Origin of the sequence: uncultured Mycobacterium sp. (genome assembly GCF_964249325.1) — a bacterium.
GTDB lineage: Bacteria > Actinomycetota > Actinomycetes > Mycobacteriales > Mycobacteriaceae > Mycobacterium.
The window spans coordinates 1-23,072 of the sequence record NZ_CAXUCH010000054.1 but is presented as its reverse complement, the minus strand read 5'-3'; the positions used below and the strand labels follow the sequence as shown (position 1 = coordinate 23,072).

Genomic DNA, 23,072 nt, shown 5'->3' with positions numbered 1-23,072 from the left:
CATCTCGGCCCGGCAACGCCAGCGGCCCTGAATCCGCGAACTGCGTCATAAGACAACTCCGACCCGCCGACGTCCTTGCCTATCGCACCCAATATCCGGTGCCGAGCACGCTAAAACGGGAATGCGCCGCCCATCATCTTGATCGCCAAGGCGGCGCCGATCAAACCGTCGACGCCTGTATGTGACGCTCGCGACAGTAGCGTGGTGACACCTGCTCGTGTCACCAAAGCTGATCAGCGCGGAGCGCGCTCCGCGAGCTGTTTCTCGACGCCGCAGAGTAGCTGGTCGCCGAAACAGGATATGCCGCCGCACCGGTGTCGGCGATCTGTATAGCCGCCGGAGTACCTGTGACGTCGTGTATTGGCACTTCGGCAACAAGGACGGACTGCTGCTGAAGCCGTCGCTCGACTGGTCACCGACCCAGCGTTGGAAACCGTATCGGGGCAATACTTTCGGGTTTCCGCACTATACGCTCGTCAACCGATTCCTACGACCACGCGAAAGCGGCCGACCTGTGGCGCACAAGCATGGAGTTAACGGGTTTGGGGTCTGGCGATAGCGGTGCAGCTAAGACATAACAGCGCAAGCCATTATCAGAGCACGGTGCGGTGGGGGAACCGATCTCGCAGACGCTGCAGAAGATGATGGACGTCTTCGATGCGGGCACACAGCTCGCTGAGCGTTTCCGGTGGCCGACCGTCGGCCATACTCGCCTCGCCCCGACCGGAATTGAGGACTGCGACCAGTTGCTGGAGTTGCGCGATCTCCATTTGCAGGATGGTCTCGAAGAGCCGCGCCTGGGCCGCGTCGGCAGGATTTACCTGACGGGTCATACCGCGCTCCGCTGTGAAGCTCCGACTTCCCGCAGCGGATCTCGTCATCGACGGATGTTCTCGCATCCGGAGGGTGACACGGTCGTTCGCCGCTCGGTCGATTACCTGTCGGGATGGCGCCAAAGTGGCCGACTCCATTGGTTGCGTCATGGGAGACCTCCCGACTTGCCGATGTGCTTTGCAAGTATCCAAGAAGTATCCACGCTCTGAACCAGATGGGGCTGGCGCCGGACAGTTGTTAACCTGATGGCCATCCTGGTCAGGTCTTGTTCACCAACGTGACGCTTTTGCCGCCGGGTCTCGGCGCCCCGCGTCTAGGTGATCCGGCGGCCGGCTGTGTCGAAGAAGTGCAGGTGGCCGGGTTGCGGGTGCAGCCGCACTCGGCTGCCCCGCTGCGGCGGGTTGTGCCCGTCGGCGCGGGCGATCACGGATTGTCCCGCGGTTGTGTCGGCGGCGGCGATTCGGCCGTACAAGTACGCGTCGGCGCCGAGTTCCTCGACGACGTCGACCTCCATTTCCACACCCACGCCGCCCACGCCGAAGTGCTCCGGGCGGACGCCGACGACAACCTCACCGCCGGCCTCGCTGACCTGCCTCGGGACCGGAATCCGCCAGTCGCCCAGGGAAGCTGCATGCTCGACGATCGGCAGTGCGAACAAGTTCATCGCCGGTGAGCCGATGAACCCCGCGACGAACACGTTGGCTGGAGTGCGGTAGAGCTCACGAGGCGTCGCGCACTGCTGCAACACACCGTCAAGCAAGACCGCGACGCGGTCGCCCATCGTGATGGCCTCGACCTGGTCATGGGTGACGTAGATAGTGGTAGTGCCCAGCCGCCGTTGTAACCCGGCTATCTGGCTACGCGTCTGGACCCGCAACTTGGCATCGAGATTGGACAGCGGCTCGTCCATCAGGAATACCTGTGGGCGGCGCACGATGGCACGGCCCATGGCCACGCGCTGACGCTGGCCGCCGGAAAGGTCTTTCGGCTTGCGGTCCAGATACGGCTCTAAGTCCAGCAGCCGCGCTGCATCCAGCACTCGTTCGCGGATTTCTGCCTTCGGCGTGCGGGCCACCTTTAACGCGAAGCCCATGTTTTGTGCAACGCTCATATGCGGGTACAGGGCATAGTTCTGAAAGACCATAGCCACATCGCGCTATTTTGGTTCGACGTCGGAGACATCGCGCTCGCCGATTTTGATGTCTCACGAATCTACCGGTTCCAAGCCCGCAACCATCCGCAGCGACGTGGTTTTGCCGCACCCGGACGGTCCGACCAGAACGACGAATTCACCGTCGCCGACGGCCAGGTCCAATCGATCAACGGCGGGCCGCGTAGCCGCGGAATAGCGCCGTGTCGCTTGTTCGAAAGTCACCGAAGCCACTGCAAATAACCGCTTTCAAACTATCCGATCAGCCACCGAGCCCGCTCACGGCGATACCGCGGATGAACGACCGTTGCGCGACGGCATAGACGACCACCAGCGGCAACAGAATCAGCATTGACGCCGCCATCAGCACCGGCCATCGAGCCACGTACTCCCCCTGCATGCGCACCAAACCGAGGGTGAGCGTAGCGATGCTGTCGCGCTGGATCATCACCAGCGGCCATAGGAAGTCGTTCCAGACATTGACCCAAGTGAGCACCGCCAGCACCATCAGCGCTGGTTTGGTGTGCGGCAACAGGATTCGCCAGTAGATCTGCCAGGGTGTGCATCCGTCGAGAATCGCGGCTTCCTCCAATTCTGCGGGCAGGGTACGAAAGAATTGCCGCATGAGGTAGGTACCGAACGCGCTGCCGAACAATCCCGGCACGATCATCGCCCACGGTGTATCGGTCCACCCGAAGATCCGCATCAAGATGAACTGCGGGATCACCGTCACCGTCAGTGGCACCATCAACGTTCCCAAGTACAAAACGAACAGTACATCGCGACCCCGAAACCTCAGCCGGGCAAACGCATAACCGGCGAGCGAGCAGAAGAACACGTGGCCCACTGTGACGCACCCGGCGTAAAGGACCGTGTTGAAGAACATGCGCCAGAGCGGTATCAGGCCGAACACCTCGCTGTAGTTGGACCACCGCGGGTGCGACGGCAATAGCCTCGGCATGGTGACTTCACCTTCAGTCTTCAACGACCCAGACAACGCCCACAGGATTGGGAACAGCGCCCACCACGCGATCCCGCTCAGCGCAACATAGAGCGCCACACCGCGCAGCAGACGGCGTTTGACCACTTGCTCAGCCAAAACCACGGTCCACCTCCAAGGAGCTTCGCCGCACAAACCGCAACTGCAGCACGGTCAAGACCAGCAGAATCGCGACGATCACCCAGGCCAGCGCCGACGCGTAGCCGAACTCCAAGAACCCGAACGCGTGCTGGAAGAGCATGATGCCGAACACATAGGTCCCGGTCTCAGGACCGCCGTTGCGCCCGGTGAGCACGTAGACCAGGTCGAAAGCCTGAAACGCGTGGATGATCGAGATCACCACCACAAACGACACCGCGCCGCGGATCAACGGCACCGTGATGGAGAGGAACTGTCGTATGTCGCCGGCGCCATCAATTCTGGCCGCCTCGTAGACCGTGTCCGGCACGCCCTGCATGGCTGCCAGCAGCACGACCGTGGCGAATGGCACGCTCTTCCACACACTAACCAGGCACAGCGAGACCATCGCCCACTTTGGATCAACCAGCCACGGGACGGGACCGACGCCGATCCAGCCGAAGATGATGTTGAGAAGTCCGTTGTCGGTGTTGAAGACGAACTGCCACACGACGGCGATCACCACCGACGACACCGCCAGCGGCAGAAACGCAGCGGTGCGGAAAAAGCCCATTCCCTTTGCTTTTCGGTTCAGCACTGCCGCGACGACGAGGCTGATCAGCACTGTCGGGGCCACCGTGCCGACAGTGAAGACAACCGTGTTGGTCAGCGCGATGAGAAACAGCGGATCGGAACTGAACAGCGCGCGGAAGTTGGCCAGCCCGACGAACCTCGGCGGGGTGAACACGTCCCAATTCTGAAAGCTCATATACAACGAAAATCCAAGCGGGAAAAGCATGAACACCGAAACTGCGGCCAAATTAGGTGCCACGAAAAGCCGTCCGGCCCGGGCGCGTAGACGCGCCGCAACGCGACGGCCTGTCGGGCCGGCCAGCGCTGGGGTGGCGGGTTCGTGGGTCGTTGTCATGGCTGGCGTAGCACTTCCTCAACGGCGCCGGTCAACCCGGCGAGCGATGTCGCGGGCCGCGCGCCGCGCAGAACGGGTCCGAAGTTGCGGTCGATGAGAGCATTGACTTTCTCCCACGCCGGGCTGATCGGCAGGCCTTCGGAGTGGGCGGGTCCGCCGGTAAGCACCGCGATATTGCGGATTCTGCTGTGCGCCTGGGCGAAACCGGTGGAGTTGATCGCGGACCGCAGTACCGGCACGAAAAGGCGTGATTCTCCGATTAATGCCTGGCCGACCGGGCCGGTCGCGAATTTCACGAATTCCCATGCTTGTTGCTTGCGATGGCTGCTCGCCGCGATAGCGAGCCCCGTAGTACCGATATTCGAGTGGGCGCCGTGGCCGTTGGGTCCGGTTGGCAATACGGTGACGTCGAAGTCCACCCCTTCTGCCCGGTCGAACGTCTGGTATCGCCAGTGTCCGCCCAGCGCCATCGCGGCCTTGCCGCCCGAGAAGAGGTCCATCGTGGACATCGACTGTTGCTCGGTCGCCGTCGGCGCCACCTTGTGTTTAGTCGCGAGGTCGGCGTAGAACTGGACGCCCTCGATGAATGCCTCGTTGTCGAAGTTGACGTGAGTGGGGTTCGTCCGCGGGGTGCACCACGGTACGCCGTTGTTCATGGCGAACAGCCCAGCGGAGTACGCCGGGGCCCACGTGTCGACAAATCCCCACTGGCTGACCCGCCCCGAATCGTCACGCTTGGTCAGAGCTCTTGCGGTGTCGAGGAATTCGGCAAAGCTCCACGGCTGCTCCCAGCTGCGCGGCGGTGTCTGAACGTTCGCCTCGGCGAAAAGTCGCCTGTTGTAGAACAAGTAGTTCCCCGACCACTGCTCCGGGAAGGCATACTGGCCGCCGTCGAAGGTGAAGGTGTCATACAGCGACGGAATGCTGTCGGCCTTCAGCTGCGCAGCGAACGGTGTGTCCCGCGCCAGCAAGGTATTGAGGTCCAGCAGTACGCCGCGGGCTGCAAGAACGGCGTAGCTCATCTCCCACGCCATCAGCACATCCGGGCACTTGCCGCCGGCGCAAAAAGTCGATATCTGCTGTACTGCGCCGGGGCCGGATAGCACCGTCCGAACCTTGATGTCGGGATGCCGGCACTGAAACGCGTCGATGACCCGTAGCCGGGCGTCGGCTTCTTCCGGATTGGCCGCGAAGAAGAATGTCAGTGCCCCATCGTCGGTGCTGCACCCTTGGGGCCACGGCGCCAGCGACGCCGCGCCCACTACGGCGGCGCTCCGCAACAGCGTGCGCCGCCCGAACCCGTCAGCGGCCATGGCGCACCGAGGTCGGCACGGTGTCGTTGGTAGCCGACGCAACTGTGATATTCCTGAGTGCCCCGGCGGGGATGGCGAGTTCGGCGGTGCGAAGGCGTTCGGGGTCGCCCACGATGTCGATGGTGTGAATGCGGCGATCGTCTCCGATGCCGATGCGCAGCAGGGCCTGCAGTTGTGCGGCTGGGGCGATCGCGATCCCGGGAACGCCGTCGATGAGCAGTACCACGCCGGCTTCTGCGCGCTGGGCGAACCGCCGCGTTTCCTCGGCCACGTGCTGGGCGCCGCGTATATCGGTGGGCACGTCGTCGGGCACCAGGATGCGGTCGACCCGGCGAACGACGTCCGGGGCCAAGAGTTGCAGCAGTGTGGGGATGTCGCCGCCGCGGGAGGCCGCCAAAAACGCCTCGACGATCTGCAGGTGTTCGCGTGTGCGCCGGGGTTCGGCGGACGGGGTCGCGTTCAGGAGCTGACGGGCTCGGCTTGCCAGTTTCTTGGCCGCTCCAGGCGACCGGTCCAACACCTCTCCGACCGCCTCGAATGGCACACCGAAGAGGTCGTGCAGCACGAAGGCGGCGCGTTGCGCCGGCGACAGTCTGTCCAGCACCACTAGCAGTGCCCGGCTGACGGCGTCGGCCAGGACCACGTCTTCGTCCGCCGGTGCGGCGGCGGTTGGCGCGATGCGCTCCCATTCGCTGGCGTCGGCCAGCGGTTGCTCGGCTCGTCGTTTGCGGGCACGCAGTTGGTCGAGGGCCTCCCGGGCAGTGATTGTGGTGAACCAGCCGGTCAGGTTCTCGACGGCGTCGAGGTCGGCGTTGCTGGCTTTCAGCCATGCCGATTGCACCGCATCGTCGGCGTCGGCAGTCGAGCCGAGCAAATGGAACGCAACCGACCGCAGGTGTCGTCGATCAGCGTCGAAGCGTGACGCGAGGTCGTCAATTGCGCTCATGGGTCACCTTTTCTACGCGGCAGCCGTCATGGAGGTGAGCACATCCACCAAACGCACCGTTGTAGAGGAGACCACCATGAGCCTATACATCGTCGTCACGGTGCTCACCGCGATCGTTACCGCGGGCATCGCCGTGGCCGACTACATCCCGGCCTCGTTCGTACTCGCGAACTCGGCCAGGGTCGGGGTGCCTCAGTCGTGGCTGCCGATGTTGGGCACACTCAAGCTCGCCGGTGCGGTGGGCCTGGTCGCCGGGCTGTTTGGCCTGCGCCTCATCGGCGTCGTGGCTGCGGTCGGCCTGGTGTTATTCTTCATCGGCGCCTTGGTCGTGCATGTGCGCTCGCGCGTGCTGTCGAACATCGCTTTCCCTGGCGGCTATCTGTTGCTGTCGGCCGCGTCGCTGGGTTTGGCTCTGGCCCATTGAGCAAGCGCGCCGCAGCAATCAGCCGCTGCGTGCGACGGCGACGCCGGCGTCACGCATCTTTTCGATGGCGGCCTTCGTCGATTGCGGCGACACGCCCGCCGTCAGGTCCGCCAGCACGCGGGTGGACAAGCCGGCGCGGGCGGCGTCTTCGGCGGTCGAGCGTACGCAGTGGTCGGTAGCAAGGCCGACGATGTCGACATGGTCAACGTGGTGGTCCTGCAACCAGTCGAGGAGCGGCGTACCCGAGTCGTCGCTCCCTTCAAAGCCGCTGTAGCCGGCGGAGTAGGCGCCCTTGCAAAACACGGCCTGGATACGGCTGGTGTCTAGATCGGGATGGAAGTCGGCGCCCGGACTGCCGGCCACGCAGTGCGGCGGCCACGACGAGACGTAGTCCGGATCATCGGAGAAGTGGTCACCGGGATCAATGTGGAAGTCCTTGGTGGCCACCACGTGGTCGTAGCCCGGCTTGGTGCTCAGGTAGTCGTTGATGGCGCGAGCGACGGCAGCGCCGCCGGTTACTGGGAGCGAGCCGCCCTCGCAGAAGTCGTTTTGTACGTCGACGATGATCAACGCCCGCACAGCCTCCACCATATCGCCGCGCCCGTCCCGCGACGCCTGGTAAGCGGCTGGCTTAAAGCGAGGTCAAGCGGCGGGCCGGCGGCGGCCCGGTCGGGTGTCAAGAGACCAGAAATGCGCACATGTCGGGCATTGCAGGTGCAGCACCGCGGCGTTGTTGCCGATCAGGTACTGCCAGTGGGTGTGGCAGTTGCGACCGCTTCGGCACTCAGCGCAGGCGGCGCCGTGGTCGCAGTTCGGGCAGGCCAGCCAGGCCCGTCGACTTCTGTCGGCCTGCGGGTCAATCGGCAGCACGGTCCACCGCCCGCTCCGGCAGCACCCCGGCCCGGACCAGGTCGTCATAGTGCCGCTGCTGCTCGGCGTCGAGGTTGGAGTAAAGCATGGCGTAGGCCTTGTCCTCGTCGACCAGCGCGCGGACCGGGTCCCAGTCATCGCCCATCGCTTCGAGCACCGCGGTGCGGCGCCTGACCTCGTCCAATGTCAGGTCGTAGGCGAACTCAAGATCAGTGGGGTCCGTGGGCATAAGCCTTGCTCCCGGCTTGTCGATACAACGAGAGGTTAGGCTCTCCTAAAATAGACGGGCTATGCAATGACGTAGCTCACACATCTGCGTTGATTTGCGTCACAGCTTTGGGGAAACCGGCCCACCATCGCCAGACAGCGCGCCCGGTGGTCATCGACGGAAAGGCCGGTCAGTAGCATCAGGGCGGTTTGACGTCTTGCAAGGTGCGTTGCATCGCGTAGGCCGTCAAACTATAGTCCAGACACGTGTCCAGACAGCTCGCTGACGGCCTTCTGGTGTGATCGACGCGAGCACCGCCACAACTAGAACGGGCATGAGCATGCGGATCGCTTTGCTGTCCTACCGCAGCAAGACACACTGTGGCGGACAGGGCGTATACGTCCGCTACCTCAGCCGCGGTCTGGTCGAACTCGGCCATCACGTCGAGGTGTTCTCCGGTCAGCCCTATCCCGATGTGCTCGATCCGCGGGTGGTGCTCCGACAGGTGCCCAGCCTGGACATGTATCGGGAACCAGATCCGTTCCGGATTCCGCACCCCCGCGAGATCCGCGACCGAATCGATCTGCTGGAGTTGGCGACCGTTTGGACCGCTGGTTTCCCAGAGCCGCGCACCTTCAGCCTGCGCGCCGCCCGACTGCTCTCTGACCGGCGACACGACTTCGACGTCGTCCACGACAACCAGAGCTTGGGCTTTGGGCTGCTTGACATTTCGGCCATGGGCCTGCCGGTGGTGGCGACCGTGCATCATCCAATCACCCGTGACCGGCTGCTGGACCTCGCCGCCGCCAGGTGGTGGCGTAAACCGTTGGTGCACCGCTGGTATGGCTTTTTGAAGATGCAGCAGCGGGTGGCGCGCAGCATCCCCGATCTGCTCACCGTTTCGGCGTCGTCGGCCGCCGACATCACCACCGACTTCGGCGTCCATCCCGACCAGCTCTGCGTGGTGCCGCTGGGCGTAGACACCGACGTATTCGCCCCTTCTGTCAAGCCGCGAGTTCCCGGCCGCATCATCGCAGTCGCCAGCGCCGATATCCCGCTAAAGGGCGTCGGGCATCTATTACACACGGTGGCCGAGCTGCGGGTCGAACACGACCTGGAGGTGCAGCTCGTCGCCAAGCTAGAGCCCAACGGGCCCACCGAGAAGCTGATCGCCGAGCTGGGCATCTCCGATATCGTGCACACGTCCAGCGGGCTCTCCGACGGTGAGCTTGCCCGGTTATTGGCATCCGCCGAAATTGCTTGCATTCCTTCCCTTTACGAGGGTTTCTCGCTTCCCGCAGTGGAAGCGATGGCAAGTGGCACACCGATCGTGGCCAGCCGTGCCGGGGCATTGCCGGAGGTGCTCGGGGCCGACGGCAGCTGCGCCCGGCTGGTAAGCCCGGGCGACACCAGCGACCTGGTACGGGTGCTGGGCGCTCTGCTGGCCTCGCCCCAGGAGCGGCAGCGACTGGGCGCAGCCGGCCGCCGCCGGGCGCTCGAGGTGTACAGCTGGGAATCGGTGGCGGCGCAGACCGTTCAGGTCTACGAACGCGCGATCGCCAGGAACGCCCGGCGCCACAGTGCTGTCGACGCGGTGGGCGAACCGTGCTGACGGTGGATTTCAAGCGGCTCGGCATCGGCCCCGGAACCAAGGTCATCGATGTCGGCTGCGGCGCCGGCAGGCATAGCTTCGAGGCGTACCGACTCGGCGCCGACGTGATCGCCTTCGACCAGGACGCCGCCGAACTCGACAATGTCAGCACGGTCTTGCGCGCTATGTCCGAGAACGGCGAGGCCCCGGCGTCGGCCAAGGCCGAGGCCGTCGTCGGCGACGCGCTGGCATTGCCCTACCCCGATGGGACTTTCGACTGCGTCATCGCATCGGAGATCCTCGAACACGTACCCGACGATGACACCGCGATCAACGAATTGATACGCGTGCTCAAGGTCGGCGGTACCTTGGCGGTGACCGTGCCGCGGTGGTTGCCCGAACGAGTGTGCTGGCTGCTGTCCGACGAATACCACAGCAACGACGGCGGCCACGTACGGATCTATCGGGCCAGCAAGCTGCGCGCCAAATTCACCCGCGCCGGAACGCGATTCGTAGATGCGCACTATGCACACGGTCTGCATACGCCGTTCTGGTGGCTGAAATGCCTGGTCGGAGTGTCTCGGCCGGATCATCCCGCGGTGTCCGCATATCACAAGATGCTGGTGTGGGACATCACGCGGCAACCGCGGGTCACCCGGCTGGCCGAATCGGTGCTCAACCCCCTGGTGGGCAAGAGCATCGCGCTGTACTTCGAAAAACCGGTGCACGCCGTTGAACTGGTATGACGTGCCGGGCGTGCCAGGCGTCCTTACTCCAGAACAGTGTCGGCAGACCGCGGAATCGATTGCGGCGGTGCAGGAGCCATCTGGCGCGATCCCGTGGTCCGAAAACGGTCACACCGATCCGTGGGATCACGTCGAATGCGCGATGGCGCTGAGCGCCGCAGGTCTGATCGAGCCCGCCCGCCGGGCATTCGACTGGTGCCGTCAGCAACAGCGGTCCGACGGCTCGTGGCCGATTCAGTTGCGCGCCGGTGTCGTCGAAGACGCCAACAGCGACAGCAACTTCTGCGCTTATATCGCGGTTGGTGTGTGGCATCACGTGTTGATCACCGGTGATCGGGCCTTCGCTACCGCAATGTGGCCGACGGTGAGCGCCGCGATCGACTTCGTGCTCGAATTACAACTGGAGGGCGGCGAAATCTGCTGGGCACGTGGTCCTTCGGGGCCGGTTGCCGAGGCGCTGCTGACCAGCTGTGCCAGCGTGTTCCACAGCATCCGCTGTGCGCTGGCCTTGGCGACTTACCTTGACCTACAGCAACCCGAATGGGAAGTCGCACTGGGCCGGCTGGGCCATGCCATCACCGCGCACCCCTCGGCGTTCACCGAAAAGCCGCACCATTCTATGGATTGGTATTACCCGATTCTGGGTGGTGCGCTGCGGGGCCCGGCAGCAAAGGCGCGAATAGCCGAGCGGTGGGCCGATTTCGTGGTCGACGGACTCGGCATCCGTTGTGTCGACGACCGACCGTGGGTGACCGGTGCAGAAACATGTGAGTTGGTGTTGGCGCTCGACGCGATCGGCAGCCGCCGACAGGCGCTGCAGCAGTTCGCGGCCATGCAGCACTTGCGTGAAAGCGACGGCTCCTACTGGACCGGCCTGGTGTTCAGCGACGGCAAGCGCTGGCCGGTCGAGCGCACCACGTGGACCGGGGCGGCGGTGATCTTGGCTGCCGACGCGTTGTCGTCGACCACACCGGCAAGCGGCATCTTCCGCGGCACCGACCTGCCGCGCGGGCTGGAGGGCGATTTCGACTGCGAGTGCGTCAGCAGCTCGACGGATTGGTGACGGCGGTACCGGCTGCTCCTGCTGTGCGTTCGAGGACCCGCAGCGACCCGGTGGCTGACACTTCCCGGAACTCACCGCTTTGCACTGCGCGGCAATAGATCTGGTAGGGAGCCTGCCCCCCGTCACGAGGATCGGGGAACACGTCGTGGATGATCAGCGCGCCACCGACCATCACCCACCGCGCCCAGCCGTCGAAGTCCTGGTGCGCGGCGGCCTCACTGTGGCCGCCGTCGATGAACAGCAGCTGCAGCGGGGCTCGCCACCCGCGGGCCACCACCGCCGACTTGCCCACCACCGCCACCACATTGTCGTCTACGTCGGCCTCGTCGAGTGTGCGCCGAAATGTAGGCAAGGTATCGAAGCGGCCAGTGACGTCGTCGACCAGAGAAGCGTCGTGATATTCCCAGCCCGGCTGATGCTCTTCGGAACCGTGATGGTGGTCGACCGTGTAAAGCACACTGTCAGCGGCAACTGCGGCCGCGCCCAGCAGCAGTGTCGACTTGCCGCAATAGGTGCCGATCTCGACGCCAACGCCATGGTCGAAGTAGCCGAGCGCGGCGTCGTGCAACGCCCGACCCTCGTCGGCCGGCATAAAGCCGGTGACCCGATCAGCCAAATGGAACAACCGCGCGGTCTGCCCGTCGTGCTTGGACAAAGAACTCATCAGTTGAACCTAACTATCGGCAGGACCGGCGGCCACTGGCCTCTATTGCTGCCCATACTACGTTGTAGTAGTGTCCAGACACGTGTCCGACCCGGTAGCTCGGGAGTCGACCCGGCGCCGACTGACCGCTAAGCAAGCCGACACCGTCGAGCGGCTGGGCCGGGCAGCGATCGACGTGTTGAGCCGGGAAGGCTTCTCCGGCTTGACAATTCGTCGGGTCGCCGCGGAGGCGGGAGTGGGCTCGGCCACTGCCTACACGTATTTCTCATCCAAGGAACACCTGGTTGCCGAGGTTTTCTGGCGGCGGTTGGCCTCGACATCGGCTCCGCGCAGTGACTCCGCTGAGCCGGTTGTCCGCGTGATCGCGGTGCTGCGCCACATCGCGCTCTTGGTCGCCGACGAACCCGAGCTGGCGGGCGCGGTGACCAACGCATTGCTGGGCAGTGATCCCGAGGTCAAGCAGCTGCGGTTGCGCATCGGCCGTGAGATTCACCAGCGGCTGGTGACTGCGCTCGGGCCCGACTGCGATCCCGACGTCGTGGAAACGCTGGAGTCGATGTATGCGGGTGCATTGGTGCGCGCCGGCATGGGATACGCCTCCTATACCCAGATCGCCGACCGGCTGGAGAAATCAGCCCGACTTGTCCTGGGGTGAGGCCGTTGACGGCGTGTCAGCTGGCATGATGCACGGGTGGACGTCGACCATCCCGAGCGTGACCAAGGCTGGGACTACGCCGCGCGCAAGGAGACCGAAACCGAGCGACTGGATCGCAATTGGGGCAGTCTCTTGCAAGAACTGCGTGTCGTACAAACCGGCGTCCAGTTGCTCACTGGCTTTTTGTTGACATTGCCGTTCCAGCAGCCGTTCCACGCACTGAGCTGGACCGTGCGAGCGGTGTATCTCGCGACGGTGGTCTGCTCGGTAGCCGCGACCGTGCTGTTGGTCGCCCCGGTCGCAATGCACCGATTGCTGTTTCGCCGGCATCGGTTGAAATCACTGGTGTCGACCGCGCACCGATTCGCCTACACCGGGTTGCTGCTGTTGGGTTTCGCGTTGACCGGCGTGACGGTGGTGATCTTCGACGCGGTCGCGGGCCATATCGCCGCCGTCATCGCCGGGGCTTGCGCGTGGATCGCACTAGCCGCTTTGTGGGTGGCCCTTCCGCTGTGGATGCGCACCGGCAGCGACAACCTGCAGGTCCACTGAGGCGATACAGCCGGCGGTTTGCATGCGGCCCAGCGAGGGAACACAGCGGCCATGTTGATCCGCAGAATTGCTCGACCACTGTTGTCAGCGGTTTTCATCGGCCAAGGTGTAGAGACATTACGAAACCCGAGCGCGGCCGCGGATGCCGCGCGACCCGCAGCGGCGGGGCTGCGCAAGCTACCGGATCCAGTCGGTACCAGGGTGCCGTCCGACGACGAGACGTTCGCACGGGTCAACGCGGCCGTCCAGGTCGGCGGCGGCGTGCTGCTGGCCACCGGCAAGCTGCCCCGCGTTGCCTCCGCTGTGCTGGCCTGCACGGTCATTCCGGGCAGCCTTGGGGCACATATGTTTTGGAGCGAACCAGATCCGCAGCGAAAAGCCGAGAAGCGGCGCGACTTTCTGACCGACCTGAGCCTGCTCGGCGGACTGATGATTGCGTCCGCCGATACGGCCGGAAAGCCGTCCTTGGGATGGCGGGGCCGGCAGGCGGCGGGCCGGATTTCTGAGGCGGTCAGCGGAGCGCTGCCTCTCACGGGGTCCAATGGAACACTTGTCGACACCGAGGTTCTGGGCGAAAAAATCGGCCATGGTCTTCAGGTGAGCGCCGAACGAGGCCGCGAACTGGCCAGCACGGCGGCAGAGAAAGGGGCACCGCTGCTGGAGGCAGCACGCAAACGCGGTGAGGAACTGGCCGACAGCGACCGGATTCGCGAACTCGCCGAGACCGCTCGCTACCGCGGGAGCAGGCTTGCGAAAACCGCTCGCCACCGCGGTAGCGAGTTTGCCGAAGTCGCCCGCGAGCGTGGCAGCGAACTCGCCGAAACCGCTCGCGAGCGGGGAGCCGAGCTCGCCGAAACCGTTCGCCAGCGAGCACCCGAAGTCGCCGAAACCGTTCGCCAGCGAGCACCCGAACTGGCCGAAACCGCCCGGGAACGCGGCACCGAATTCGCCGAGACCGCCCTGGAACGCGGCGAGGAACTGGCCAGCACCGCACGCAAACGGGCAAAGGCCCGCCGTAAGCGCTAACCCGATGCGCTAGCGGGGCGGCCTAGCCCTGGCGCCAAAGACGTGAGCTGACCGGTCGTCAACGCGCTGCTCCCGATCGGCGGGTTGCATCGGTACCTGCCGGCCAGACCACGCGTATAACGCCCACGACACCACGACGACGGTGAATGCGGCCAGCTGGACTGCGCCGGCCCAACTAACGGGATACAACACGCCAGTGATGTAGTGGGCGATGAACCCTTTCGACGGAAGCGGCGGCATTCCGGCGTTATGCCGGGCCCAGCGTTCCAGCCCGGTCAACGGACAGCCAACGTGGCCCACCACGCTGGCGGTCCCCCAAAGCACCGCCGCGATATGCAGCCAAAGTGTGCGACGCCAGCGCAGGGCGAGGAACCCGCCGACGACGACGTAGCAGATGAACGCGCAGTGCGTGATCACCGTCAGCACTACCAGGAGCTGGTACATCGTTCAGCTGCCTCCCACGAGGGATACCCGTATGCTAGCGATCCCCGGTGATCGGCGTCATCCGCTGCGGCGCTGCGCAAATCCCTCCAGAAAGGTTTCGACGATGGCGTCGACACGCTGATCGACGTCGACGACGACACCGCGCTCGTCGGGCTCGAGCGGTTCGAGCGTGTCGAACTGCGATTTCAACAGCGCGGCAGGCATGAAATGGCCTGTACGGGCAGCCTGGCGATGACCGATAAGCTCAGTGGACCCGCTCAGGTGCAAGAATTCGATGCCGGGACAGTGTCGGCGCAACTGGTCGCGGTACGTGCGCTTGAGCGCCGAACAACTCATCACGCCGCCGTCGCGGTGAGCGGCCAGCCACTCCCCGACTGTTTCCAGCCACGGGAAGCGGTCTTCGTCGTTCAGCGGTTCACCGGCGGCCATCTTGGCGATGTTTACCCGCGGGTGGAACGCATCGGCGTCAGCGAACGGCACCCCGAGCCGTTGAGCCAGTGCGGCGCCCACTGTGGACTTCCCGGAGCCGGTCACACCCATGACGACGATCGGCCTCAACGCGCTTGCCCCGTGGGTCGGCCTTGGTCTCGTCCCTTCGGTTGTGTCAAGTCGGGATCGATTGCCATACGTTGCGGTTCCATTCGAGCCAGCCAACCCCATGACGGCCATCGGCTGTGGTGACGGTGGCCCACGCGCGTGGAAACTGGCTCACTCGGCCATCGGTAGCCACCAGCTGCAAGGGAGCATGCCCACGCAATTCGGCGGTCGCGGCGATGTCACCGGGATGGACGGTCACCGTTGCCGCTACGGGTAACCCGTTGGCGTCGAACGTTTCTCGGCTGTCCACGGTGTGCAGCTCAGTCAGATCACCGTCTTGCTGAAGGTAGCCGACGCAGAGTTTGGGAGCGCCCGGAATCCGGATGTCAACGCCGTGCAGATGGGTGCCGTCGGCCAAATGCAGCGCGCTCCACAGCCAATCCAAGCTCCACCAGTCGCGCACACCCCATGAGTGGTCACGCTGGCCGGGCACCGCGTCGAGGGTGTATGTGGTCTTGTCGACGGTGACACGACCCGACACCGTACAGGGAATCTCATAGCGCGTGGTCAACCGGTACCGGTAGGGCGTGCCATCGGTCGCCCACGTCAACTCCATCGCGACCTCGACAGGGCGGCCGGATTCATCGCGCAGCAAAGCGGCCGGGTCGGTGTAGGACTGGCCCCGCGCTTGCACCACGACGCGATAGGCCTGCAGCGGCTCGACAGCGGAGTGGCTGAAATCGATTGTGTCGGTTCGCACATGCCATGGATCATCCGGTAGCGCAATGTGGAAGTCGGACACGGCAACGGTGGGAATGTCGGGGCCACACAACAGTGCGTGCACCCAGGCGGTGCGCTGGTTGGGTATCAACCCGATCCGCAACCAACCGCCGAAACCCTGTGCAGCGTCGGCGAAATCGGCGTACCAGCTTTCGCTCCACAGCGCTTCGCCGGTCGCGGTGTGCGCGGACTCGTCCGCGTCCGCCGCCAGCAGCGGCGCAGGGGCAGCCGAGGTGATGATCGCCAACGCGTCGGTATCCAGCACATGCTGGCAGTGCCGTTGCAGCATGGTCATGAACAGCGCGTCGCCCCGTTCGGTGCGTTCGACCAGCATCGACGAGACGATTGCCATCATCACGCCGAAAAAGCTCTGCCGACGCACCCCCTCATGTACGTCAGCCAATGAGAGCGGGGTGTGAATGCCCAGGGCCTCGTGGTAGGCGCTCAGCAGAGCGTCATACTGCTCGCGGCGATCCGCCACCGGCAGCGCGCAGCCGAGAAAGTACGCCAGGTCGGTTAATGCCGGACCCCAGGTGACGGTCTGCCAATCCACTACCGTCAAGGGCCGATCGGAACCTGCCGCGCCGAACAGCAAGTTGTCCAGCCGGTAGTCGCCGTGCACCAGGCCGTGGATGCGGTCCTCACTCGACTCGTCGGCCAGGTAAGAGTCGAATCCGGCGACCAGTCGGTCACAGACCAGCCGGTGCTGGTCCGATATCCGCTCGCCGTAACGGTCGAGGAAGCCGGCGTAGAGCTGGGTGATCAGCGCCTGGTTGATTGGCGCATCGCGGTTGAGCCACGACGCGTCGGCAAGGCGAGTGTCGCCAAGCAGCTGACCCTGCAGGCGGCCCAACTCGGTGACCGCGAGCCGGGCTTGCCCCGCTGTGGCGCCGCGGATTTCGTCGCCGACGACGGCGGGGCTGGCATCGCCGAGCAACACATCGAAGGTTCCGGTCGCGGCGTCGAAGGCGGCGTGGTAGCACGGCGCGACCGGGCCGCGCAGGCGGGGTGCAATCTCGCGGTAGAAGCGTACTTCTCGCTCGTAGAGTCCCAGGTTCAGCCCGGTCTGGCGGCTCACCGGATCGGTGGCGGCGACCTTCAGTACAAGCGACTTGGGCCCGTGCGGGATGTCGCGGGCATAGGTCAGCTGGATGCGGTAGCACTCGCTCATCTGACCGGTGCCGATGCGCTCGATGTTGAAATCCGCGACGGGCGCGTCCAGCATGCCCGTTAGCCAGTCGGCGGTGAGGTCGCTTGGTCGTTCGACGATTTGCTGTGTGGTTCGGGCGCCCGCGTTTTCACTGGGCAAGGGAGAAACCCTCCCATGCCATCCGGCGCTCGGGGTGCGGATCGAATTCGACGTGGGACTTGCGGTCGAACACCATCACCGCCCGGTCTTGCTCGGTGTAGGCCGGCCAGCCGTCGCCCGGTATTCCGGTGCGGCTGAATGTCAGCCAGCGGCGCTGTACTTCCTTGGTGACACGTAGTGCGGCCGCGCGGTCGACGCCGGCGGTCAGCAATGCGCCCAATTTGCTGCGGTAGACACCGAAGACCGCGAGCAGCTCAGTGGCATGGGTGGCGCCCAAACCCGACCAGTGCAGCGGTCGGGGGGCAAAGTCATACCTGTAGAGATAGGCGGGTGCGCGCTTGCCATGCGCGTCGGCGATCTGCCAGGCGGCCGAGCTGAAGGCGAAGTCGCCGCCAAGGCGCACACACGCGGAGCGACCGGGATAGCCCGGGTAGGCGGATGTAATGCGTTCCCGGGCAGCCGGATCCGTATCAGCCAGCAGCGCCTCGACCATCGGTTCCGTGGTGGGCAGCAGCGGTAGGAAGCGGGTGAAAAGCCGGCCCTCGTCGGCGTTGGTGCCCACGATCAGCGGCACGCGGTGCGCTTCGCCGCGCCGCATGGCCTCGATCGGCTCCAGCGGCAGATAGTCGTCGCCGAAGACCGGACCGATCGGGAACGCGCCCAGCCGCTGTTCCATGCCCTGGTCGATCAGGCGGTTCTGCGCCGCCACCAGCTCGGCCGGCGACGCCTGCATCAACGCATGGGCGGCGTCTTGCCTGCGCACACCCAGCAGAGCAGCGAACCGGGTCGCGAATTGGGTTGCCACCTCGCGCGAACGCACCATGCCACTGGCCGGGCTTTCCGAAATTGCTTGCTGGAAAAGGCCTTTAGCTGCCGGTACGGCCAACAGTGTGGCGACGGCGTGCGCGCCGGCGCTTTCCCCGAAAATGGTCACGTTACCGGGGTCGCCGCCGAATGCCGCGATGTTGTCGCGGACCCAGCGCAACGCCATCACCAGGTCGCGCAGGACGAGGTTGCTGTCTATGGTGATCTCCGGCGTGGACAGCGACGACAAGTCCAGACACCCGAGCGCACCGAGCCGATAGTTGACCGATACGTAGACACAACCCCGCCGGGCCAGCCCGACACCGTCGTACAGCGGGGTGGCCGAGCTGCCCAGGATGTAGCCGCCGCCGTGGATGAAAACCAGGACAGGCAGCGGCTTGTCGCCAATGTCTTGTGGGGTCACTACGTTGAGCGTCAGGCAGTCCTCGCCCATCGGCTGGTACTTGCCCACGCCGACGATCGTGTAACGGCGTTGCTGCGGTGCGCAGTTGGTGAATCCATGGCAGTGGCGCACGCCCGACCACGGCTCCGCGGGCTGGGGGGCGCGGAAACGCAGGGGCCCGACCGGCGGGCGGGCATAGGGAACGGAGCGCCACCGGTTGACCCCGTCGCGAGTGAAACCTTCCACGGTGCCGGTGGCGGTGCTTGCGCGGACGGTGTGTTCGTGCATGAGTTGACCGTAGCTAAATCGATCTACCCACGCGTGGCTAGTCCGGGAACCAGGTTCGGACAGCTAGCCTGTCGAAATGCGCATCGCCGTGCTGCTTGCCGCGTTGTTGCTGGTCGCCGGGTGTTCGTCGGTCGGCAATCGTGCGGGCCAAACCACGACCTCGGCGCCTTACACGTCCGGGAGCGCAACAGCCGCTGCGCCGTCGACAACCAAGCCGCCGGCGCCGTCTGCTGCGCCGCAAGCGGGTGCGCCGATCTCGGATGTGATCGCCTGGATCGAGGCGGCTCGCCTTGCCGACGCGACTCATTACCACAGCGCGACGCGCGACGGCGTTACCATCGACCTCGGTCGGGACATCGCGTTCACCGCCTCCGGCGCCACGGTGCGCTGCATGACCGACGCCAAGCACACCGGCGGCACGTTGTCCTGCTTGGTCCACCTGATCAATCCCCCGCCGCGCCCGGCCGCCGTGTACGGCGGATGGCGCGGCGGCTGGGTCGATTTCGACGGCATCAGCCTGCAAGTGGGATCCGCCCGCGCTGATCCGGGGCCCTTCACCAACGGTGACGGAGCCGAGCTCGCGTCAGGAGAGTCACTGGAGTTCGGCGATTTCCGTTGTCGCAGCGACCAAACCGCCGTGTTCTGCGTGAACTACGCGCACCGGTCAGCGGTACGATTTGCCGCCGCCGGGATCGAGCAGTTCGGCTGTTTGCAGCCGGTGCCACCCCCGGAGGGCATCGGCCAAAAGTTCAGCTGCTCAACGTAATTGGAGCACGCCGAGATATCGCCGCCAGCTACTCGAACTTCCCGGCGCTGGCGTCGATCTCAGCGGTGTCGTCGGCGAGTGCGAGCACCCGGATCTCGCCCGTTACGCCGTCGACGTCGACGAGCGCCCCGGGAGGCAGCCGGCGGGTGGCGCCCGCTGCGTCGACCACGCACGGGAACCCGAACTCGCGGGCCACCACGGCGGCATGCGACATGGGCCCTCCGAGTTCAGTGACCACCGCGGCAGCATAGGAGAACGCGGTGGTGTAGCCGACGTCGGTGACCTCGGCGACGAGAATCTCACCGGGTTGCAGTTCGTCGATGGTCTCGGGCCGCACGACGCGGACGCGGCCGCGCACGCGTCCCCCGCATACCCCAAGGCCGTGCAGGCTTTCTCCAGGTGTGAGAACGGTCGCCAGCGCGGTGCCGGGCTGCCAGGTGCCGCTGAAAAACGCGGGCGGCACGATCTCCGCCAGCCTACGTTGTTCGGCTCGCCGCCGCGCCACCAGTCCGCAAACGTCTGGCGGAAGTGCATCGAGTTCGTCGACCAGCAGGTAGAACACATCGTCGACGGTGTCGATCACACCGGAATCGATTAGCCGGCGCCCGTATTCGCGCAGCAGGCCTCGCAGCACCCAGATCGCGCGGACCATTTTGTCGCGCCGGGCTTCGCGCTCGCGCAGTTGCCGCGTCGCCACGGCTGCGACAGGACGACCCCACACCGGGATGTTGGGACGCCGCGACGGCGGCGCGGCCGGCGCGTTCAATGCTTTGGCCACCATGCCCAGCAACAACTCTGGGTTGTCGGCGTAGCTGGTCGAGCGCATCTCGACTTCTGCCGGACCGCGGTGTCCGATCAGCGCCAGTTCGTCGAGAACCGCGGCATGAAACTCCGGAGCGTGCTTGGCCAGCGCCTCGAAGCGATCGCAGGGCTGGGACAGCAGGCGGGCCACTTCCGGGTCGCGGCGGGCCGCAGCAGCCAACCGCTGAATCGCGGCCAACGGCCGCGCGCTGACCAACTCGGGTCCGCCAGGTGGCATGGTGTTGGGGCCACACAGACCACGCAGGATCGAGTTGAATGCGGCGCACAGCATGAACGATCCCGAGGCCAGCACCCACCCGTGCACGGCATGATCCCGCGCCAGCGAAATCAAACTGAGCAGCCGGTTGTCGTCCAGTCGGCTGACATCGTCGCCCACCACCCGTTCCAGGCGGTCGATGTCGGTGACGTAGTCGGCGGTGTCGCGGGCCGAGCCGGCACTAAGGCCCACCAGGTTGACCCCGAATACCCCGATGTTGCGGACTGTGCGCAGGTGGCGTGCCACGCCGCTGGTCGACGGTGGGCGCTGGTCGCCGAAGATCGGCAACGCGGCCGCGCTGGGTCCGAAGAACCCGCTGTTGGCGACGATGGTCGCCGGTTTGACGAACGGCACGGTTTCGGCCATGAAGTGTGCGGAGGTGATGGCGCCGTAGAGGCGGTGGGCGAACACCGCGACCGTGCGCATCGCGATTTCGCGCTGGATCAGGCCGCCGGGGCGAAGCCGCTGGGCGATGCCCACGCCGCCGGCCCGCAGGCCACGCACGGTCACCGACGCCGAGGACGGCGTGAACGGTCCCGGAAGCGCCTCGGAGAGGTTGGTGGCGACAAAGGTGGGAAAGCGCGGATCTATCGGAGTGTCGAATTCACCGTTGCCGTCCTCGGGGCCGGCTGGTACGGGCAGCGCACCGTCGGCTGCTGGTGCGTCAACCGCAGGAATTTCCTGAATGCGCGCGAGCTGCCAAGGCAGCGACACCACTCGCGTGCCCAGCGTCACGCGACCGCGCACCGCCAACACGAAGTCCTCGACGCATTCCTCAGCGTTCCATGCTGGGGTGAAGCCCCACTGGTCGTGCAGCAGCGCGGTATCCATCAGCGGCGCGTTCTGAACAAGGCTCAGCTTGTCGAAAAAGGTTGCGCCGCAAAGCTGCAGCAGCGACCGCCCAGAGCCGACGTTGACCGGCACAACTCGGCGCCCAAGCGCGGCTGCAACTTCCGCGAAAGCGAGCTGGCCCGGTGCGGCGAGATTGAGCGGTCCGCTTTCGATGTCGCCGTCGAGCACGGCGCGAACGAACACGCGAAGGGCGTCGTCGGTGTGTACCACCTGCAACTGGTGGTCGGCGGATCCGTCGACGTCGGGAAACGCCGGGCAGGCCAGCAGCCACTGCAGCCAGTTGTCGACGTCGCGGCCCAGGACGAGCGCTGAGCGGATTGCCACCCATTGGGCACCGGACTCGGCCAGCATCTCCTCGACCCGGGTTTTGTGGCGGCCTTCGGTGCAGCCGGGTTCTGGCCGGTCGTGCTCGCTGGCCAGGGAGGCGAGTTGCTGCGTGCCGTACACGTGCGCCGACGACGCGAAGACGATGCGGCGGCTGCCGGTTTTGCCCATCGCTGCAAGCACATTGGCGGTGCCACCGATGTTGATTTCCTGGCTGACCGGGTCGTCTGCGTGGCGGTTGGTTGCCCATGCGCAGTGTGCGACGACGTCGGCGCCCGCCACAGCACGCCGGACGGCGGCTGCGTCGCGGATGTCGCTGCGAACGAATTCCGCTGCGCTGGGCCAGCTGTCAGGCCGATGCCGTGCCAGCCCGACGACGTCGTGGCCGTGGCTCAGCAATCGAGCGACGAGTCCGCGGCCGAGTACGCCGCTGGCTCCGGTGACCGCGATTCTCACGGGGTGACCTTCGGTCGCATCTGCCTACTCGTCGTCGTTGAGCAACGCCGCGTTGACCAGATCGTCGAGATCCATCTCGGCGATGTCTTTCGTTGTGGTCTCTGGCGGGGCGTCCGATGTTGCGGCGCCGTTCGTTTCGTTGGCCAACGACAGCAACAGATCCAGCACCCCGGCCTGGCGCAGGCGCTTGACCGGGATGGAGGCCAGCACGCGCTGGATTTCAGCTTCCCCGGGCGCGGGCTGTTGGGTGTCCGGCCGTGTACCGCCGAGCAGTTCTTGGCGGAAGTACCCGGCCAGCGCCGCCGAGTTGGGGTAGTCGAAGATCAGGGTCGGCGACAGCGCGAGCCCGGTGGCAGCTTTGAGCCGGTTGCGCATTTCAACCGCAGTCAGCGAGTCGAACCCGAGCTCCTGGAAGGCACGGTGCGGGTCAATGGCCTCCGGGGTGGTGTTGCCCAGCACGGTGGCGATGTTGGACCGCACCAGATCCAGCAGGATGGTGTGCTGCTCGTCTTCGGGCAGGCCCTCGAGCCGTTGGAGCAGAGCAGATTTCGATTTGGCGGCGGCCAACGAGTCGTCGACCTGGCGGCGGGCCGGCGCGTTGATGAGATCGACGAACATCGGCGGCAATGTGCCTCCGTCGAATTTCGCCTTCAGGGCGGTCAGGTCGATGCGGGCCGGCAACAGGAACGGCTTGTCGACGATCAGCGCGGTGTCGAGCAGCTGCAGAGCTTCGTCCGAGGACATCGCCACGATGCCGTCGCGGGCGAACCGGGCGAAGTCGACGTCGCCGAGTTCGCCGGTCATTGCGCTGGCTTGATCCCACAGCCCCCAGCCCAGCGAGATCGCCGGCAAACCATTGGCCCGCCGGTGCACCGCCAAAGCATCCAGAAACGCGTTGGCCGCCGCATAGTTGGCCTGACCAGACGAACCCACCAGCCCGGCCA

23 protein-coding genes and 1 pseudogene are annotated in these 23,072 nt (G+C 65.4%); 9 read left to right on the top strand and 15 right to left on the bottom strand.

Annotation, left to right across the window (positions count from 1 at the left end; genetic code table 11):
* On the top strand, positions 1-185 hold a 185-nt coding region (locus tag ACFE99_RS09685), incomplete at its 5' end, for a hypothetical protein (protein ID WP_375484659.1).
* Between the two features lie 408 nt (positions 186-593).
* Here ACFE99_RS09685 and ACFE99_RS09680 read toward each other — a convergent pair.
* The 6 genes and pseudogenes from ACFE99_RS09680 to ACFE99_RS09655 all read right to left on the bottom strand — a co-directional run bounded on the left by ACFE99_RS09680 (position 594) and on the right by ACFE99_RS09655 (position 6,288).
* Positions 594-833 carry a hypothetical protein gene (locus ACFE99_RS09680; RefSeq protein ID WP_375484657.1) on the bottom strand — a complete coding sequence of 80 codons (240 nt, stop codon included), beginning with the start codon at positions 831-833 and terminating at the stop codon, positions 594-596.
* Positions 834-1,147: 314 nt separating this feature from the next.
* Positions 1,148-2,218: pseudogene (locus ACFE99_RS09675) on the bottom strand (ABC transporter ATP-binding protein).
* Between the two features lie 28 nt (positions 2,219-2,246).
* Complete coding sequence (locus ACFE99_RS09670; RefSeq protein ID WP_375484655.1) at positions 2,247-3,089, bottom strand: carbohydrate ABC transporter permease; 843 nt, start codon at positions 3,087-3,089, stop codon at positions 2,247-2,249.
* Positions 3,076-4,029 (bottom strand): carbohydrate ABC transporter permease, encoded by a 954-nt coding sequence (locus ACFE99_RS09665; protein WP_375484652.1) that lies wholly within the window; start codon positions 4,027-4,029, stop codon positions 3,076-3,078. The genes ACFE99_RS09670 and ACFE99_RS09665 overlap by 14 nt, the downstream gene beginning before the upstream one ends.
* On the bottom strand, positions 4,026-5,342 hold the full coding sequence (locus ACFE99_RS09660; protein WP_375484650.1) for an ABC transporter substrate-binding protein: 1,317 nt from the start codon (positions 5,340-5,342) through the stop codon (positions 4,026-4,028). The genes ACFE99_RS09665 and ACFE99_RS09660 overlap by 4 nt, the downstream gene beginning before the upstream one ends.
* On the bottom strand, positions 5,332-6,288 hold the full coding sequence (locus tag ACFE99_RS09655; RefSeq protein ID WP_375484648.1) for a sigma-70 family RNA polymerase sigma factor: 957 nt from the start codon (positions 6,286-6,288) through the stop codon (positions 5,332-5,334). The genes ACFE99_RS09660 and ACFE99_RS09655 overlap by 11 nt, the downstream gene beginning before the upstream one ends.
* A gap of 76 nt (positions 6,289-6,364) precedes the next feature.
* Here ACFE99_RS09655 and ACFE99_RS09650 point away from each other — a divergent pair, with 76 nt between their 5' ends.
* The gene (locus ACFE99_RS09650) at positions 6,365-6,712 is read left to right on the top strand and encodes a DoxX family protein (RefSeq protein WP_375484665.1); all 348 of its coding nucleotides are present in this window, start codon (positions 6,365-6,367) and stop codon (positions 6,710-6,712) included.
* Positions 6,713-6,730: 18 nt separating this feature from the next.
* Here ACFE99_RS09650 and pncA read toward each other — a convergent pair whose 3' ends face one another.
* Both pncA and ACFE99_RS09640 read right to left on the bottom strand, forming a co-directional pair.
* Positions 6,731-7,291: a pyrazinamidase PncA gene (pncA, locus tag ACFE99_RS09645; protein ID WP_375484646.1), complete on the bottom strand. Its 561-nt coding sequence runs from the start codon at positions 7,289-7,291 to the stop codon at positions 6,731-6,733.
* A 277-nt stretch (positions 7,292-7,568) separates the two neighbouring features.
* On the bottom strand, positions 7,569-7,811 hold the full coding sequence (locus ACFE99_RS09640) for a DUF6400 family protein (protein ID WP_375484644.1): 243 nt from the start codon (positions 7,809-7,811) through the stop codon (positions 7,569-7,571).
* Positions 7,812-8,130: 319 nt separating this feature from the next.
* Between ACFE99_RS09640 and ACFE99_RS09635 the strand changes: the two genes are divergently transcribed.
* The 3 genes from ACFE99_RS09635 to ACFE99_RS09625 are packed head-to-tail and all read left to right on the top strand — an operon-like array spanning position 8,131 to position 11,190.
* The gene (locus ACFE99_RS09635; protein WP_375484642.1) at positions 8,131-9,402 is read left to right on the top strand and encodes a glycosyltransferase family 4 protein; all 1,272 of its coding nucleotides are present in this window, start codon (positions 8,131-8,133) and stop codon (positions 9,400-9,402) included.
* Positions 9,396-10,127: a class I SAM-dependent methyltransferase gene (locus ACFE99_RS09630; protein ID WP_375484640.1), complete on the top strand. Its 732-nt coding sequence runs from the start codon at positions 9,396-9,398 to the stop codon at positions 10,125-10,127. The genes ACFE99_RS09635 and ACFE99_RS09630 overlap by 7 nt, the downstream gene beginning before the upstream one ends.
* The gene (locus ACFE99_RS09625; RefSeq protein WP_375484638.1) at positions 10,114-11,190 is read left to right on the top strand and encodes a prenyltransferase; all 1,077 of its coding nucleotides are present in this window, start codon (positions 10,114-10,116) and stop codon (positions 11,188-11,190) included. The genes ACFE99_RS09630 and ACFE99_RS09625 overlap by 14 nt, the downstream gene beginning before the upstream one ends.
* Here ACFE99_RS09625 and ACFE99_RS09620 read toward each other — a convergent pair.
* A complete protein-coding gene (locus tag ACFE99_RS09620) occupies positions 11,168-11,854 on the bottom strand; it encodes a class I SAM-dependent methyltransferase (RefSeq protein WP_375484636.1) in 687 nt (228 codons plus the stop codon). The genes ACFE99_RS09625 and ACFE99_RS09620 overlap by 23 nt on opposite strands.
* An 82-nt stretch (positions 11,855-11,936) precedes the next feature.
* Here ACFE99_RS09620 and ACFE99_RS09615 point away from each other — a divergent pair, with 82 nt between their 5' ends.
* From ACFE99_RS09615 to ACFE99_RS09605, 3 genes are read left to right on the top strand one after another with little or no spacing between them, the layout of a single operon-like run.
* Positions 11,937-12,509 carry a TetR/AcrR family transcriptional regulator gene (locus tag ACFE99_RS09615; protein WP_375484663.1) on the top strand — a complete coding sequence of 191 codons (573 nt, stop codon included), beginning with the start codon at positions 11,937-11,939 and terminating at the stop codon, positions 12,507-12,509.
* Between the two features lie 36 nt (positions 12,510-12,545).
* Positions 12,546-13,061, top strand: coding sequence for a DUF6328 family protein (locus ACFE99_RS09610; protein WP_375484634.1), 516 nt, complete (start codon positions 12,546-12,548; stop codon positions 13,059-13,061).
* A 51-nt stretch (positions 13,062-13,112) separates the two neighbouring features.
* The gene (locus ACFE99_RS09605) at positions 13,113-14,087 is read left to right on the top strand and encodes a DoxX family membrane protein (protein ID WP_375484632.1); all 975 of its coding nucleotides are present in this window, start codon (positions 13,113-13,115) and stop codon (positions 14,085-14,087) included.
* Between the two features lie 9 nt (positions 14,088-14,096).
* Here ACFE99_RS09605 and ACFE99_RS09600 read toward each other — a convergent pair whose 3' ends face one another.
* The 4 genes from ACFE99_RS09600 to ACFE99_RS09585 form a co-directional block, all read right to left on the bottom strand.
* Complete coding sequence (locus ACFE99_RS09600) at positions 14,097-14,531, bottom strand: DUF2784 domain-containing protein (protein WP_375484630.1); 435 nt, start codon at positions 14,529-14,531, stop codon at positions 14,097-14,099.
* A gap of 57 nt (positions 14,532-14,588) precedes the next feature.
* The gene (locus ACFE99_RS09595; protein ID WP_375484627.1) at positions 14,589-15,071 is read right to left on the bottom strand and encodes a gluconokinase; all 483 of its coding nucleotides are present in this window, start codon (positions 15,069-15,071) and stop codon (positions 14,589-14,591) included.
* A 64-nt stretch (positions 15,072-15,135) separates the two neighbouring features.
* Positions 15,136-17,073, bottom strand: coding sequence for a phosphotransferase (locus tag ACFE99_RS09590; RefSeq protein WP_375484661.1), 1,938 nt, complete (start codon positions 17,071-17,073; stop codon positions 15,136-15,138).
* Between the two features lie 73 nt (positions 17,074-17,146).
* Positions 17,147-18,652, bottom strand: a complete 1,506-nt coding sequence (locus ACFE99_RS09585; RefSeq protein WP_375484625.1) for a carboxylesterase/lipase family protein — start codon at positions 18,650-18,652, stop codon at positions 17,147-17,149.
* A gap of 76 nt (positions 18,653-18,728) precedes the next feature.
* Between ACFE99_RS09585 and ACFE99_RS09580 the strand changes: the two genes are divergently transcribed.
* Positions 18,729-19,418 (top strand): hypothetical protein, encoded by a 690-nt coding sequence (locus ACFE99_RS09580; protein ID WP_375484623.1) that lies wholly within the window; start codon positions 18,729-18,731, stop codon positions 19,416-19,418.
* A 28-nt stretch (positions 19,419-19,446) separates the two neighbouring features.
* Here ACFE99_RS09580 and ACFE99_RS09575 read toward each other — a convergent pair whose 3' ends face one another.
* Entirely contained in the window at positions 19,447-22,128 is a 2,682-nt protein-coding gene (locus tag ACFE99_RS09575; protein ID WP_375484621.1) for an NAD-dependent epimerase/dehydratase family protein, read from the bottom strand.
* Positions 22,129-22,152: 24 nt separating this feature from the next.
* Positions 22,153-23,072: beta-ketoacyl reductase (locus ACFE99_RS09570; protein WP_375484619.1), on the bottom strand; the 920-nt coding region annotated here is incomplete at its 5' end.